The organism is Streptomyces sp. NPDC007095 (assembly GCF_040634475.1).
In the GTDB taxonomy this organism is placed as follows: domain Bacteria; phylum Actinomycetota; class Actinomycetes; order Streptomycetales; family Streptomycetaceae; genus Streptomyces.
Genome location: NZ_JBEYFS010000007.1, coordinates 53,356 through 66,277, shown reverse-complemented (window position 1 = coordinate 66,277; position 12,922 = coordinate 53,356). Strand labels below are relative to the sequence as shown.

General features: G+C 70.7%; 15 protein-coding genes. 7 read left to right on the top strand and 8 right to left on the bottom strand.

Annotated features, from left to right (window positions below):
* Window position 1 precedes the first annotated feature (1 nt).
* Genes ABZ656_RS04265 through ABZ656_RS04245 form a run of 5 tightly spaced genes read right to left on the bottom strand, consistent with a single transcriptional unit; the run spans window position 2 to window position 1,797 of the window.
* Window positions 2-379 carry a hypothetical protein gene (locus ABZ656_RS04265; RefSeq protein WP_360264296.1) on the bottom strand — a complete coding sequence of 126 codons (378 nt, stop codon included), beginning with the start codon at window positions 377-379 and terminating at the stop codon, window positions 2-4.
* Window positions 376-702 (bottom strand): hypothetical protein, encoded by a 327-nt coding sequence (locus tag ABZ656_RS04260; RefSeq protein ID WP_360264293.1) that lies wholly within the window; start codon window positions 700-702, stop codon window positions 376-378. Before ABZ656_RS04260 ends, ABZ656_RS04265 begins: the two co-directional genes overlap by 4 nt.
* Window positions 699-1,160 (bottom strand): hypothetical protein, encoded by a 462-nt coding sequence (locus ABZ656_RS04255; protein WP_360264290.1) that lies wholly within the window; start codon window positions 1,158-1,160, stop codon window positions 699-701. Before ABZ656_RS04255 ends, ABZ656_RS04260 begins: the two co-directional genes overlap by 4 nt.
* On the bottom strand, window positions 1,157-1,315 hold the full coding sequence (locus tag ABZ656_RS04250) for a hypothetical protein (protein ID WP_360264287.1): 159 nt from the start codon (window positions 1,313-1,315) through the stop codon (window positions 1,157-1,159). The genes ABZ656_RS04255 and ABZ656_RS04250 overlap by 4 nt, the downstream gene beginning before the upstream one ends.
* Window positions 1,315-1,797 carry a hypothetical protein gene (locus tag ABZ656_RS04245; RefSeq protein ID WP_360264284.1) on the bottom strand — a complete coding sequence of 161 codons (483 nt, stop codon included), beginning with the start codon at window positions 1,795-1,797 and terminating at the stop codon, window positions 1,315-1,317. The genes ABZ656_RS04250 and ABZ656_RS04245 overlap by 1 nt, the downstream gene beginning before the upstream one ends.
* 206 nt (window positions 1,798-2,003) lie before the next feature.
* Here ABZ656_RS04245 and ABZ656_RS04240 point away from each other — a divergent pair, with 206 nt between their 5' ends.
* Window positions 2,004-2,210, top strand: coding sequence for a MarR family transcriptional regulator (locus ABZ656_RS04240; protein ID WP_360264281.1), 207 nt, complete (start codon window positions 2,004-2,006; stop codon window positions 2,208-2,210).
* A gap of 695 nt (window positions 2,211-2,905) precedes the next feature.
* Here the strand turns inward: ABZ656_RS04240 and ABZ656_RS04235 are convergent.
* Together ABZ656_RS04235 and ABZ656_RS04230 are read right to left on the bottom strand one after the other, a co-directional pair.
* Window positions 2,906-3,103 carry a hypothetical protein gene (locus ABZ656_RS04235; RefSeq protein WP_360264278.1) on the bottom strand — a complete coding sequence of 66 codons (198 nt, stop codon included), beginning with the start codon at window positions 3,101-3,103 and terminating at the stop codon, window positions 2,906-2,908.
* Window positions 3,104-3,476: 373 nt separating this feature from the next.
* Window positions 3,477-4,940 carry an MFS transporter gene (locus ABZ656_RS04230; protein ID WP_101399860.1) on the bottom strand — a complete coding sequence of 488 codons (1,464 nt, stop codon included), beginning with the start codon at window positions 4,938-4,940 and terminating at the stop codon, window positions 3,477-3,479.
* 289 nt (window positions 4,941-5,229) lie between these two features.
* On the opposite strand from ABZ656_RS04230, the gene ABZ656_RS04225 reads away from it, so the two are divergent.
* Window positions 5,230-5,688: a MarR family winged helix-turn-helix transcriptional regulator gene (locus ABZ656_RS04225; RefSeq protein WP_101399861.1), complete on the top strand. Its 459-nt coding sequence runs from the start codon at window positions 5,230-5,232 to the stop codon at window positions 5,686-5,688.
* Window positions 5,689-5,851: 163 nt separating this feature from the next.
* Here ABZ656_RS04225 and ABZ656_RS04220 read toward each other — a convergent pair whose 3' ends face one another.
* The gene (locus ABZ656_RS04220) at window positions 5,852-6,046 is read right to left on the bottom strand and encodes a hypothetical protein (protein ID WP_360264273.1); all 195 of its coding nucleotides are present in this window, start codon (window positions 6,044-6,046) and stop codon (window positions 5,852-5,854) included.
* A gap of 258 nt (window positions 6,047-6,304) precedes the next feature.
* Between ABZ656_RS04220 and ABZ656_RS04215 the strand changes: the two genes are divergently transcribed.
* The 5 genes from ABZ656_RS04215 to ABZ656_RS04195 all read left to right on the top strand — a co-directional run bounded on the left by ABZ656_RS04215 (window position 6,305) and on the right by ABZ656_RS04195 (window position 12,919).
* Window positions 6,305-7,060, top strand: coding sequence for an NPP1 family protein (locus tag ABZ656_RS04215; protein WP_360264270.1), 756 nt, complete (start codon window positions 6,305-6,307; stop codon window positions 7,058-7,060).
* Between the two features lie 136 nt (window positions 7,061-7,196).
* Window positions 7,197-7,493 carry a hypothetical protein gene (locus ABZ656_RS04210; RefSeq protein WP_360264267.1) on the top strand — a complete coding sequence of 99 codons (297 nt, stop codon included), beginning with the start codon at window positions 7,197-7,199 and terminating at the stop codon, window positions 7,491-7,493.
* A gap of 567 nt (window positions 7,494-8,060) precedes the next feature.
* Window positions 8,061-8,315 (top strand): hypothetical protein, encoded by a 255-nt coding sequence (locus ABZ656_RS04205; RefSeq protein WP_180361997.1) that lies wholly within the window; start codon window positions 8,061-8,063, stop codon window positions 8,313-8,315.
* Window positions 8,316-8,379: 64 nt separating this feature from the next.
* Window positions 8,380-9,276 (top strand): glycosyltransferase, encoded by an 897-nt coding sequence (locus ABZ656_RS04200; RefSeq protein ID WP_360264263.1) that lies wholly within the window; start codon window positions 8,380-8,382, stop codon window positions 9,274-9,276.
* A 385-nt stretch (window positions 9,277-9,661) separates the two neighbouring features.
* A complete protein-coding gene (locus tag ABZ656_RS04195; protein ID WP_360264260.1) occupies window positions 9,662-12,919 on the top strand; it encodes a BTAD domain-containing putative transcriptional regulator in 3,258 nt (1,085 codons plus the stop codon).
* Window positions 12,920-12,922: the final 3 nt, after the last annotated feature.

The following is a 12,922-nucleotide window of genomic DNA, read 5'->3' as shown; positions in this document are numbered from 1 at the left end:
CTCACTGGTCACCGCCGGCGAGGAGCGTGTCGAGCTGGTCGGCGAGGTCGCGGAGCTGGTCGGCGTAGGTGTCGAGCGTCGCGGCGAGCTCGTACAGGCTCGTGGGGTCGAGGTTGCGGGCGATGACGCTGACGGACACGCCGGGCGTACGGCTGCTCAGTTCCGGGATGTCGATCTGTGTGAACGGGGACTGCGCGAGGCAGGCGTGGGTGATGTGGTGGCCTCGGAAGGCGAGGGTGATGTCGGGGCCGCTGTGGTGGATGTCGGCGCGCTGGTCGTCGGGCCGGTGGTTGGGGTGGCCGATACACCACGAGGGTTCGGGCAGGGTGACGTCGCCGTAGTCGGCGGTGGGCAGGGTGATGGTGCGGGGCTCGGTCACCTGCCCACCTCCTCGTCGGTCACCGTGCGGAGGTTGGCCACGGCCTTGCGGAGGTCGGCGATGTACTGCTCGGAGTTGCGATAGCGGGGCGGGTTGTCGGCGCTCTTCTTCCGCAGGTAGTCCGCCTCCCACTGCACGCCGTTCGCGGACTTGCCTGCGAGCAGGTCGCGCACGGCGAGCTGCACCAGGTGGATGCGGTCGGACACGCACATCTCGTAGCGGACGAGGTCGTCCCGGTCGCCGGCCGGGTCGGGGAGGGTGAGCGTTTCGTCGATTGCGGCAAGCAGTTGGCGGAGGGGCTCGGGGATGTCGAGGTCGGTCATCGGCCACCTCCGTCGTGCGAGGCGAAGAAGCGGATGGACGCGGCGGCCGTGAAGACGCGGGACGCGGTACCGGGCTCGGCGTGGGGCAGGGCGACAGACCGGCCGTCCTTGATGACGGCGAGGAGCTGGGCGCCGTGGTGTTCGCAGCCTTCGGCGCCCGCGTTGGCCGAGTCGTGGATGTGGACGACGGGCGGGCCGTCGCACGGGGTCGGGTCGTCGGGGTGGGCGGCCGGGCAGCGGGGTGCGGCCTGCTGCTCCGCGGTGGGCGCGGCGCCGAGGGCGCGCAGGAGGATGCGCAGGGACTCGGCGAGCCCGCCGTGAGCTTGGGCGTAGGCGAAGACGTCGGCGGTGTCGACGGTGCCGTACTGGTGGAGCATGTACTGGCCGATGCGGATGGCGACGGCGAGTTCGCTGGGCTCGGCGGGGTTATCCACAGTGTGGATGGAGGTGTGGATCATCGGGTCACCTGCTTAGTGATGACTCCGGTGGCGCCGGCCTGGGTGACGCGGAAGGTGATGGTGCGGTCGGGGGTCCGGCGGATGATGCCCGCGGCGACGAGGCGTCGGCCGGGGGCGGCCCGCTCGGGGCGGGCCTGCCTCACGGTCTCGGTCATCAGGCAGCCACCCCCGCCAGCGTCTCGACGTCCATCGGGGCGACCTCGACGAGCTCGACCTTGAGGGACGGGGCGCAGGGCTTCATGGGGACCGGGCCGAGGTTGTTGGCCTTGAAGATGCGGGTGATCTCGGCGAGGTCGGGGGTCTGACGGGAGGACGGGGTGCGGAAGACGCGCCACGTGCCGTAGATGCCGGCGGGGAGCTTGTCGAGGACCTTCTTGGCGGCGCGCTTGCCGCGGTCGGCGCGGCGGGCTTGGTCGGCGGCGCGCTCGTACTCGCGGGCGGCGGCCTCGATCTGCTCGACCGGGGGGAGTTCGTCGGCGGCGAGGACGTCGACCGGGTCCGGGACGGTCTCGACGGCCGGCGCCTGCTCCTCGACGAGCGAGGCGGGGGCGATGACGGAGCGGACGGCGTCGGCAACCGTGCCGATCAGGCCGCGCACCGTGCGGGTGGTGCGGGGGCTCGTGAGAAGGTGGATCACAGCGGGCTCCTGGTGAGATCAGGTAGTTCCGTGAGGCCCCGTTCGGTGTTGGTAGCACCGAGCGGGGCCGCTTGCGTAAGCGGTGTCGCTTACTCGAATCGTAGAGGGTCGGGGAGGGTCGCGCAAGTACGTGGAGCCACTTGCTTGCGACTATGTAGACTCGGCATGGACAAAGTTCCTGACTGCATGCATCCGAGGAGTGCCGCATGGCTGACGTGAGCGCCGACTACTGGACGATCAATGACGTGGCTGACTACTGGGGCGTGACCCCACAGACCATCCGTACCTATCGCTCGCGCGGTCGGGGCGAGCTGCCGAAAGAGGACCGCATGTTCAACCGGTCTCCCGTCTGGCGGCCGCAGACCGTCGTCCGTTTCGTGCGCCCCGGGCAGGGCGCGCGCACGGATCTGTGACGTCGTCGCGACCCGTGGGCGCACCGAAAGCTCTAGGCCGAGCGAAGTTGCAGTCCTAGTTGCGGTTCGCCCTCGGTCGGGGGTGGTCGCGGACGCGAAAGATGTGCTCTGACCAGCACTTACGACCGGCAGCGCACTACGGTGACCACTCGTCAAGGAAACTCGTAATGCGTAGGTCTCGGGTTCGAATCCCGAAGGCGGCTCTGTGGAAGCCCCAGGATTCTCACTCGCCGTGACCTGGGGCTTTTGCTTTTCCTCGAACGGCTTCTGGCCTGACCGCATACCCATCGGGTCCCGAGGCGGCCCGATGGGGCCCAATACAGGGCCCGCGCGAGTCCGGTCCGTCCGCCTTGGGCCCCTTCTTCTTCGCTGCACGGTATGTGATGCATCGCCAGTGTTGCCCACGACCGCGAAGAACAACTTTCCCTTGGACAGGGTGTAGTCGACGGACTCGGTCCGCTGCTTTGGGTGGGCCGTGCTTCCCATCGAGATGTTGATGATCTCGGCGTGCGGATCCGCTGCGAACTGTGGCTTCGGGCACTTCTCCCTGGGGCATCCGCCGGAAGACCCGTTGAAGCGCTGCGTGCGGAACTGCCGGCGGTCAAACAGGCCTCAGCCATGTCCACCACACCGGCGACGAGTCGACCAGCGCGAAACGGGCCGGCCGGGGGCGACCACGGTGTCCGCCAGATCGCTCATGGACGCATCGGAGATCTGGTGCGCGACCCAGCGGGCGCGCGGGTGATCTCGATGCCGTGCAGGGCTTCTTGGCGCGCGAAGTGCCGGGCCCGCGTGTGCAGATCGGTCGCCAGGGAGGTGGTGGCGCGGACGTGCGCTCCGCCATGGTCGCCCATCGGCCCGCCCGGCTCCGGTTCCGGCCAGGAGCCGATCACCAAGGACACCGTTCCCCGCGGGATGACCAGCCGTCGCCGGGGGCCGCGTGCGTCAGCCGGAACCCGCGCCAGCCGTGCACCCCCGCCGCGGTGCGGCGTGTGGCCGCGTGTACGTCCGTTCGCAGGTGCCCGCGGGGCACACCCGACGTCTCACCGTGATCCTTCCTGAACCGGGACCTTCCCGGGGCGGTCACGACTGCCGGATCGGAGGTCGGCGGGGCGCCGGACCTACCGGCGTCCCAGGGGCGCGTGGGGACGTCCCAAGGTCCTGACCTGGGGAAACGAAAACCGCAGGCCGGGAATCCGACCTGCGGTTTCTCTGGTTCTGTGATGCTGACTGTCGCTCAGGCGCGCGGGTGGGGTCCGGTCGGGTTCAGGCCTTTGCCTCGACCGTCTCGGGGGTCGTGTCCTGGGTGGGTTCGGCCTGCGGGCGGGCGGCCGTGGGGCGGACCGGGATGAGGAAGGCGACGATCGCGGCGGCGATGCCGACGCAGGAGCCGATCAGCATGGCGACACGGAAGCCGCTCTCGGACGGCAGGGAGACCGGGCCGAACTTCGTGGTCATCTGGGCCAGGACCACGGCCATCACGGCGGCCGAGACGGAGCTGCCGATCGAACGCATCAGCGTGTTGAAGCTGTTGGCCGAGGCGGTCTCCGACTGGGGCACCGCGCCCATGATGAGCGCGGGCATCGCACCGTAGGCGAAACCGACGCCCGTGTTGCAGACGATGGTCACCGCGAGCAGGCCCCAGGGGGAGCCGTTGCCGATGAGCGGCAACGACAGGCCGTAGCCGAGGGCGATGATCAGGGCGCCGACGGACAGGGTGATGCGCGGGCCCTTCGCGGCGGAGAGCTTGGCGCCGATCGGGGACATGATCATCATCATGAGGCCGGCCGGGGCCATCCACAGACCCATGGCCAGCATCGACTCGCCGAGGCCGTAGCCGGTCTCCTTGGGCAGCTGCAACAGCTGGGGGATCACGAGGGACTGGGAGTACATCGCGAAGCCGACCAGGATCGAGGCGGCGTTCGTCATCAGCACCTGCGGACGGGCGGTCACCCGCAGGTCGACCAGCGGCTCGGCGCTGCGCAGCTCCCACCAGCCCCAGGCCAGCAGCAGGACGACCGCGGCGGCGAGCAGGCCGAGCGTGGTGCCGCTGCCCCAACCCCAGTCCGCACCCTTGGAGACGCCGAGGAGCAGGCAGACCAGCGCGATGCCCAGGCCGATCGCGCCGAGCAGGTCGAAGCTGCCCGAGGCGGTGCTCTCGCGGCCCGCGGGCACGAAGAACCAGATCAGCGTGGCGACCGCGAGGGTCAGCGCGGCCACGACCCAGAACAGCACGCGCCAGCTGGCGTTCTCGGCGATCGCCGCGGAGAACGGCAGGCCGAGCGCACCGCCCACACCCATGGACGCGCTCATCATCGCGATGGACGAGCCGAGCTTCTCCGCCGGTACGACGTCACGCAGCAGGCTGATGCCGAGGGGCACCACGCCCATGCCGAGGCCCTGCAGACCGCGTCCGGCGATCATCGGGACGACCGAGGAGGACAGGGCGCAGACCACGGAGCCCAGGATGAGCGGGACCAGGGAGGCCAGAAGCATGCGCTTCTTGCCGTACATGTCACCGAGGCGGCCGGCGACGGGGGTGATCACGGCCGCCGCGAGCAGCGTGGCGGTGACGACCCAGGAGGCGTTCGAGGCGGTGGTGTCGAAGAGGGTCGGGAGTTCCCCGATCAGTGGCACCACCAGTGTCTGGGTGATCGCGGCCACGATGCCGCCGAAGGCGAGGATGCCGACAACACCGCCGGAGCGGGCTGCGGGCTGGGAACTGTCCACGGGTACTCCCTGTTGCTCTTCCGGGCTTGTTGCTGTGCTGCGCATCCGGGCCTGCTGCGTATCCGGGCCGGCCGCATCTCCGGGCCGGCTGGATCTCGGGGCCGGCTGGATCTCCGGGCCGGCTGTGTCTCCGGATCACGGTGATTCGCGGGCAAGGCGCACGCGAGTTGCATGCTGCACGTGATGTGCATCATGCACGCCTAGTGCAGCATACACATCACGGTGGTATACCTGGCGGGAGGTAGCTTTCCTGTAGGGGAAGCGAGCCGGGAGCCGAAGGATGCCTCGCGTGGACAAGCCACTTGACCTGCTGGAATTCGAGACCATGCTGCTCGGGCGCCACATGCACATGATCAACCCGCGGGGGCGCGGGATGAGTGAGGAGCGGCTGGACCGCAGCGCGTACGTCCTGCTCAGCCGGATTCAGGTGCAAGGCCCGATGTCCATCGGTGAGCTCAGAGAGGCCTTCGGCCTGGACGCGTCCACCCTCAACCGGCAGACCGCCGCGATGCTGCGGGCCGGGGTCGTCGAACGCATGCCCGACCCCGAGGGGGGCATCGCCCGCAAGTTCGCCATCACCGCGGAGGGCGGGCGCCGACTGGACGCCCACCGCGCCGAGAACCTGGACGGTCTGGAGAAGATCATGACCGACTGGGATCCCGAGGAGGTGGCCGAGTTCGCCGCCTATCTCAGCCGTTTCAACCGTGACATCGAGCGTCTCGACGGGCGTCCCTGGCCGCGCAGCTGAGCAGGTGAAGGGGAGGGCGGGGGAGTCGGGCGGGCCGGTTCTCCGGCCCGCTCCGGTGTGGTTCAGAACGGCGTGATGAGAGCCGCGGCGCCGCCCGGGGGTGTGTTGTTCGGATCACCCCGGGTCCGTGACGCCTGGCGCGGCACCTCGCCGTGTTGTCGCCTCACCCGAGTACGCCCAGTACGCGGGTGATGCTCCGCCTTGCGGCGCGCCGCACCATGCGCCGCACCACGCGCCGCGGCCTGATCCGAGGCGATCCGAACGACTCCCCCTGGACGTCGACTGAGACGTCGGCTGAGGTGTCGGTGGAGGTGTCGGCTGAGGTGTCGACCCAGGTGGCGTGCGCGTTGCTGGTCACGCGTCGGTCGCTTTGCCGGTGGCGTTGTCAGTCGCTTCGCCTGTTCTCGCGTTCCCTTGGGGAAGGAGCCCCCGCTTCCGTTTGGCGCCAACTCCCCCGTCCCCTTTGTTGCAACTCCCCCGTCCCCTTTATTGGTTGATCTTTCACCCCCGGGACACCCGGCACCGCTTGAGTGCTCAACGAGTCACGTGAGGGTGATTGGGGCATGCCAATGAAACCGCTTGCCCCACCCCCCTCGTGGTCCCTCAGGAGGACGCAGTGCAGAAGAGCTCGCGCGTACGCAGGGCCTCTCTCATCCTCGGCAGCGCTGTCGCGCTGGTCGTCGCCTTCCCCGGCAGCGCGCTCGCCGCCCCGCCCAAGGCCCTGCCCGCCGACGCGGACGACTTGGAGAAGACCTGGCAACCGGCGTACGACTACGACACGGACGGCTGCTACCCCACGCCCGCCATCGGCCCCGACGGGACGATCAACGGCGGCCTCAAGCCGTCGGGTTCACCCAGCGGTGAGTGCCACGACACCTCGGATCTCGACAACACCAACGGCTACTCGCGCGAGAAGTGCAACAACGGCTGGTGCGTGATCCTCTACGGCCTCTACTTCGAGAAGGACCAGGCCACGATCGGCGGGCACCGCAACGACTGGGAGCACGTGGCGGTCTGGGTGCAGAACAACCAGGCCAAGTACGTCTCCACGTCCGCGCACGGGGACTTCAACGTCTACAGCGCCGACCAGGTCCTGTGGGACGGCACGCACCCCGAGATCGTCTACCACAAGGACGGTCTGAGCACCCATGACTTCCGGCTCGCGAACTCGGGCGACGAGCCGCCGGAGAACGGCTACCACACCTGGCAGTACCCGGCCCTGGTCGGCTGGAACGGCTACCCGGCGGGTCTGCGCGACAAGCTGAGCGCCTACGACTTCGGCAGCGCCAACTTCGGCCTCAAGGACGCCAACTTCGCCGCCCACCTCACGAAGGCCATGCCGGCGGGCATCTCGTTCGACCCCAACGCCTGACCCGTCGGGGATTTCCTTCTCCCTCCCCGTCACACCTCCGCCTCCGGGCGCGTCAGGGAGATGGCGCCACCCACGTGACCCGGTAGCGGTGTGACAGGCGCGACAGATGCGACAGGGACGAGAAGGAGATGACGACATGGCTGTTCTGATGGTGCGTGCCACGGTGAGGCCCGAATGCGTCGACGAGCTCGAAGCGGCGCTGCGGAAGATGTTCACCGCGATCGGGGCCGTGCGGCCCAAGGGCGTGCGCTACGCGTCGTACCGGCTCCCCGACGGAGTCACCTACCTCGCGGAACTGGAGATCGCGGACGGGATCGAGAATCCGCTCTCCGCGATCCAGGAGTTCCGTGAGTTCCAGGCGGGCCTGAAGGACTGGCTGGCCGCCCCGCCGTCCGCCGAGCGTTTCGAGGTGCGGGGCGCGTACGCGGCCTGAGGCCGCGTGGGTGTGCGCACGGCAAGAGTCGGTGAGAGTTGACGAGACTCGGGGCGCGCACGCGGGCCGTGGCCCCCGCGTCTCCGCCGTGATCGGCCGGATACTTAGCCCGATCGTGTGATGGTCGGCTTGCGGGGCCCTGGGCCGTCCGGGTTGGCGTCGTCGTGCGATCTGGGACGCCGGGTGCGGTGTCGGCGTGCGGGGCCCCTGCTCCACCGGAGTGATGGTTCAGGGCCTCCCCGTCGCCTCTGGCCGTATCCACATGGCCAGGTCGCGCAGGGAACTGGCCTCCCGGGATCGGACCACGCACAGGATGCGTGTCGCCGCCCCGGGGTCGAGTACGCCGGGGACCAGTACGCCGGGGACCAGTGCGCCCAAGACCGTTCGGGACGTGCGGCTGATCGGGCTCACACCTGCTCAGTCCAAAGGAACGGTGGGAGATCCCCGGACCGCCCGAGGGATGTGCCGTGTCCGGGGGAGACAGGGGGCGACGGGGCCGCGCGGGCCGGTGTCGCCGTCGTCTTCCACCGGTCCCCGGGGGAACTGGTCGCGGAGGCTCCCGCGCTGGTGGACGGCCTCGCCGATCACGCGATGCTCTGGATCGCCTGGCCCCGCAAGGCGGCCGGGCACCGCGGCGACATCACCGAGAACGCCCTGCGTGAGAACTTTCTGCCGCTTGGGGTGGTCGACGTGAAGGTGGCCGCGCTGGGGAAGGATTGGTCGGGGCTGAAGTTCGTACGGCGCAAAGAGCTTCGTACGGCGCAAAACGCTTCGTACGGCGTGAGTAGATGCGGAGAGCGCGAGGAAACGCGGCGTACCTGAGGGAGCCCCAGGGTTAACAGCTAGCATCGCGGGCAGAGTTGTCGGCCTGGGATGGAGTGGTGTCGTGTCGGAAGGGCCTCGGATCGCCGTTGCCGTCGTGACCATGGGGAACCGGCCCGACGAGGTCGACGCGCTGCTCACCTCGGTGGCCAAGCAGGACGTCGCGCCCGCGCGGATCGTGATCGTGGGGAACGGGTGTCCCCTGCCAGAGTTCGCCGAGCGGCTGGGACTGCCCGGTGAGGTGACCGGCATCGAGGTCGACGAGAACCTCGGCTGCCCGGGCGGCCGCAACGTGGGCCTCGCCCGGCTCAGGGAGTTCGCGGACGTGGACGTCGTCGTCGAACTGGACGACGACGGACTCCTGGTCGACGCGGATGTGCTGCGCAAGGTGCGGGACCTGTACGCCGCCGATCCGCGCCTGGGCATCGTCGGCTTCCGCATCGCCGACGAGAACGGGGAGACCCAGCGCCGGCACGTGCCCCGGGTCGGGGCCAAGGACCCGATGCGGGGCGGTCCGGTCACCGGGTTCCTCGGCGGCGGACACGCGCTGTCCATGCCGATGCTCGCCCGGATCGGGGACTGGCCCGCCGAGTTCTTCTTCGCGCACGAGGAGACGGACATGGCCTGGCGGGCCGTCGACGACGGATGGACCGTGCTCTACGAGCCCGAACTGCTGCTCCAGCACCCCAAGACCTCGCCCGCCCGGCACGCCATCTACTACCGGGTCACCGCCCGCAACCGGGTCTGGCTCACCCGTCGCAGGCTGCCTCTGCCGCTCATCCCCGTACACCTCGGAATCTGGATGCTGCTGACGCTCGCACGGACGCGGTCGCTCGGCGGGCTGCGGGCCTGGTTCGGCGGCTTCGCGGAAGGGCTGCGGCAGTCGGGCGGCGAGCGGCGGCCGATGCGGTGGCGCACGGTGTGGCGGCTCACGCGGCTGGGACGCCCGCCCGTCATCTGATGAACGCGGGCCGGTCGCACGCCGCTGCCCGTGTACGGGTCGCACGCCTCCGCCCGTGTGCGGGACGACAAAAGCGGACGAGGGCCCCGGTCGCTCACCTCCGACGACCGGGGCCCTCTCTGTCCCCGGATCTGGCCACGGCGGCGACACTCCCCCGAGTTACGCGTTGTACGCGCGCACCGTCGGGCCAGATCCGATGCAGTGATCTCATCAGCCCGCGCCAACGGATCGCTAACATGTCGCCAACGGGTTTCCATCCGGAAACCCGGAAACCGGAAGTCGGTCGGCGTGAAGTCGTCGCAAGAAGGCGCGAAGTCGCCATGGGTGTGGTCGGTACCGGTCTGAACCGGTCGGGTCGGTCGCACGGGAAGGCAGTGGGGCGGCTATGCGGTACGGGCTGCGGTTCGGGCTGCTGGGGCCGCCGGTGTTGTACGACGCCGACGGCGAGGTCCGTTCGATCGGCGGCGGCAAGATGCGCGCGCTGCTGGTCGCACTGCTCCTGGAGCCGGGCCGGGTAGTCTCGGTGGACGCGCTCAAGGACGCGCTGTGGGGCGGGGCGCCGCCCGCGTCGGCGCAGGCCTCGTTGCAGAACCATGTCACCCGGCTGCGGCGACTCCTCGACGATCCGGAGCGGCTGCGGGCCATGCCGCCCGGGTATCTCCTGCGGGTCGGCGAGGGCGAGTTGGACGCGCGCGTCTTCGAGTCCCACGTCGTGGCAGCGCGCGCCGCGCACGCCGGGCGCGACTGGGAGCGGGCGCTGCGCGAGGCCCTGGCGGCGCTCGCGCTGTGGCGCGGCACACCGCTCGGCGGGGTCCCGCCCGAACTCGGCGGACACGCGCTCGTCCAGCGCCTGGAGGAGGCACGGCTGCTCGTCCTGGAGTGGCGGTACGAGGCCGAGCTGCGGCTTGCGGGGCCGGGGGCCGGAGGGGCCGGTGTCGGCGGAGCGGGCAAGGGCGCCGGGGGTGCAGTTACCGGCGGTGCGGGCGAGGGTACCGGTGGAGTCGGGCGAGCCGAGGGTGCCGGGGTCGGCTGGGTCTTCGGGGACATCGGGGACATCGAGGCCGCCGGGGATGCCGGGGTCTCCGCCGACGCAAAAGCAACGGAAGCCACTGGTGCCCCCAACACCTTCAGCGCCTCCAACACCTCCAGCGCCCCCGGCACCACCCGACTCGCCGCCCTTGCACCCGAGTTGTCCGCACTTGTCGCCGAGTACCCCCTGCGCGAGGCCTTTCATCGCCTGCTGATGCTCGTACTGCACCGCACCGGACGTCAGGCCGAGGCCCTGGCCGTCCACCGCGATCTACGGACCCGCCTCGTCGAGGAACTCGGTGTCGAGCCCGGACCCGCGGTGCGCGCGGCGCATCTGGAGATCCTGCGTGAGCGGGCGGGGGAGCGCGACGAGTCCGCACACGGCCCGAACGGGAACGGGTTCGAGGACGGAAACCGTACGGAGCGGGCCGCCCCGGCCGAACCGGCCCCGCCCCGGCCTGCCCAACTCCCGCCCCCGCCCGGACACTTCACCGGCCGCACCGACGTACGCCGGGAACTGAACGTGGCCCTCGACACGGCCCGGCATCCCACGCCTCCCGCTCCGGCCGTCGCCGTCATCAGCGGGATGGCCGGAGTCGGTAAGAGCGCCTTGGCGCTGCATGTGGCACACGGCCTGCGGGAACGTTTCCCTGACGGTCAGCTGTACATCAACCTGCACGGGGCCACGCCCGGAATGACCCCCCTCACTCCTGGCCAGGCGCTCGCCGCGCTGCTGCGCGACCTCGGTGCCGAGCCGCGCCGTATCCCCGAACACCCGGACGCCGCCGCCGCGTTGCTCCGCTCGATGCTGGCTCCGACGCGCACCCTGATGGTGCTCGACGACGCCGCGCACGCCGCGCAGGTACGGCCGCTGCTGCCCGCGGGCGCAGGGTGCGCGGTGATCGTGACGAGCCGTTCGCCGCTCACCGCGCTGGACGGCGTGCGGCGTTTCCCGCTCGCGCCGCTCTCGGTCGAGGACAGCGCGGCGCTGCTGCGCGCGGTCTCCGGACGGGTGGACGGCCTCGACGGCGCGCACCCCCTCGTCGAACTCACCGGCCGGCTCCCGCTCGCCCTGCGCGTGGTCGCGGCCCGTCTCGCCGCGCGCCGCGCGCTCACGCCGGACGTCCTCGCCGGTCAACTGACCGCCACCGAAGGCCGGTTGCATCATCTGGAGTACGACGACCTGAGCGTCCGCAGATCCCTGGCCGTCGCGCTCGACGCGCTGCGTGCCTCGGAGCGGGAGGCCGACCAGGACGCGGCGCTCGTGCTGAGCGGCATCGGCGCGCTCGACCTCCCCGTGTACGGGGCGCCCCTGCTCGCCCGGCTCTCCGGCATCGCCGAGTTCCGTGCCGAGGCCGCCCTCGACCGCCTCGTCGACGTCGCGCTCCTGGAGGAGACGGCGTACGGCCGCTACGCACCCCACGACCTCGTCCGCGACTTCGCCCGGGAGATCGCGGGCGCGACGGAAGGGGAACCCGGAGACGGGGGCGCCGGCATCTGCGTGTCCGAGCGGGCGTTGCGCTGGTACGCCGGTGTCGCCGCCCGCTCTCTCGAAGCGATCGTCGAGCCGGGCCTCGACCGCGAGGACCGCAGCCGGCCGACCGCCGCGCAGCCGGCCGCGCACACGGTGGACGCCGCGGCCACGCCGCCGTTCTGCACCGCCAGGGACGCCTTCGCCTGGGGCGACCTGGAACTGGAGAACGTGGTGGCGCTGGTGGAGCGGTACGCGGACACATCCGCGTACGTTCCCGTGCTGGTGCGGCTGCTCAATCCCTACCTCCAGCGCAGCGGCCGGGTCCCGGAGTCGGAGGTGCTCCTGCGGGCCGCGCTGGGCGCGGCCCGGCGGCTCGGGGACGAGGCCGCGCAGGCGTACGCGCTCGGCGACCTCGCGGGGCTGCACTTCATGACCGGCCGCGCGAGCGAGGCGCTCACGTTGAACGACGAGGCGCTGGCGATCTGGCGGCGGCTCGGGGTGCTGTCGTGGATCAGGCGCGGTCTGAACAACCGCGGCATGCTCCTCGAGGGGCTGGGCCGTCACGCCGAGTCCAGCGAGGCGCTGCTGCAGAGCCTCGAGCTCTCCCGGGAGCTGGGCGACCCGCACACCGAGGCCATCACCTACAGCCACCTCGGCAATCTGTACGAGCACACGGATGCCCGCGCCGCCATCGAGCACCACAAGCGCAGCCTGGCGATCGGCGACGCGATGGACGACGTGATCATCCGGCACTCCGCGCACTGCAATATCGGCTACGCCCACCTGACGCTCGGCGAACCGGCCGCCGCCGTACCGCACTTCGAGGAGAGCCTGCGCATCCTCGGCGGTCACGACGACTGGCACGGGGAGTCGCAGACGCGGCTCGGGCTGGTGCGCGCGCTGCGCGGGGTGGGGCATGTCGAACGGGCCGCGCGCGAGTGCGATCTGCTGCTGTGCCGCGCCGACCAGCGCGCCGACCGGTACACCGGTGGGCTCGCCCGGCATCAGCTGGGGCTGCTGCTGCACGCGCAGGGGGATGCCGGAGGGGCGTACGAGCTGTGGAAGTCGGCGCTCGCGGCGCTGGACGGGACGGACAGCTCGGTGGTGGGAGCGCTGAAGGAACTCCTGGAGGAGGAGTAGGCC

Excerpts from the sequence above, each read along its gene's own strand:
- ABZ656_RS04260 (WP_360264293.1), bottom strand. The coding sequence starts at position 702 with ATGACCGACCTCGACATCCCCGAGCCCCTCCGCCAACTGCTTGCCGCA.
- ABZ656_RS04255 (WP_360264290.1), bottom strand. The coding sequence starts at position 1,160 with ATGATCCACACCTCCATCCACACTGTGGATAACCCCGCCGAGCCCAGC.
- ABZ656_RS04250 (WP_360264287.1), bottom strand. The coding sequence starts at position 1,315 with ATGACCGAGACCGTGAGGCAGGCCCGCCCCGAGCGGGCCGCCCCCGGC.
- ABZ656_RS04240 (WP_360264281.1), top strand. The coding sequence starts at position 2,004 with ATGGCTGACGTGAGCGCCGACTACTGGACGATCAATGACGTGGCTGAC.
- ABZ656_RS04210 (WP_360264267.1), top strand. The coding sequence starts at position 7,197 with ATGGCTGTTCTGATGGTGCGTGCCACGGTGAGGCCCGAATGCGTCGAC.
- ABZ656_RS04195 (WP_360264260.1), top strand. The coding sequence starts at position 9,662 with ATGCGGTACGGGCTGCGGTTCGGGCTGCTGGGGCCGCCGGTGTTGTAC.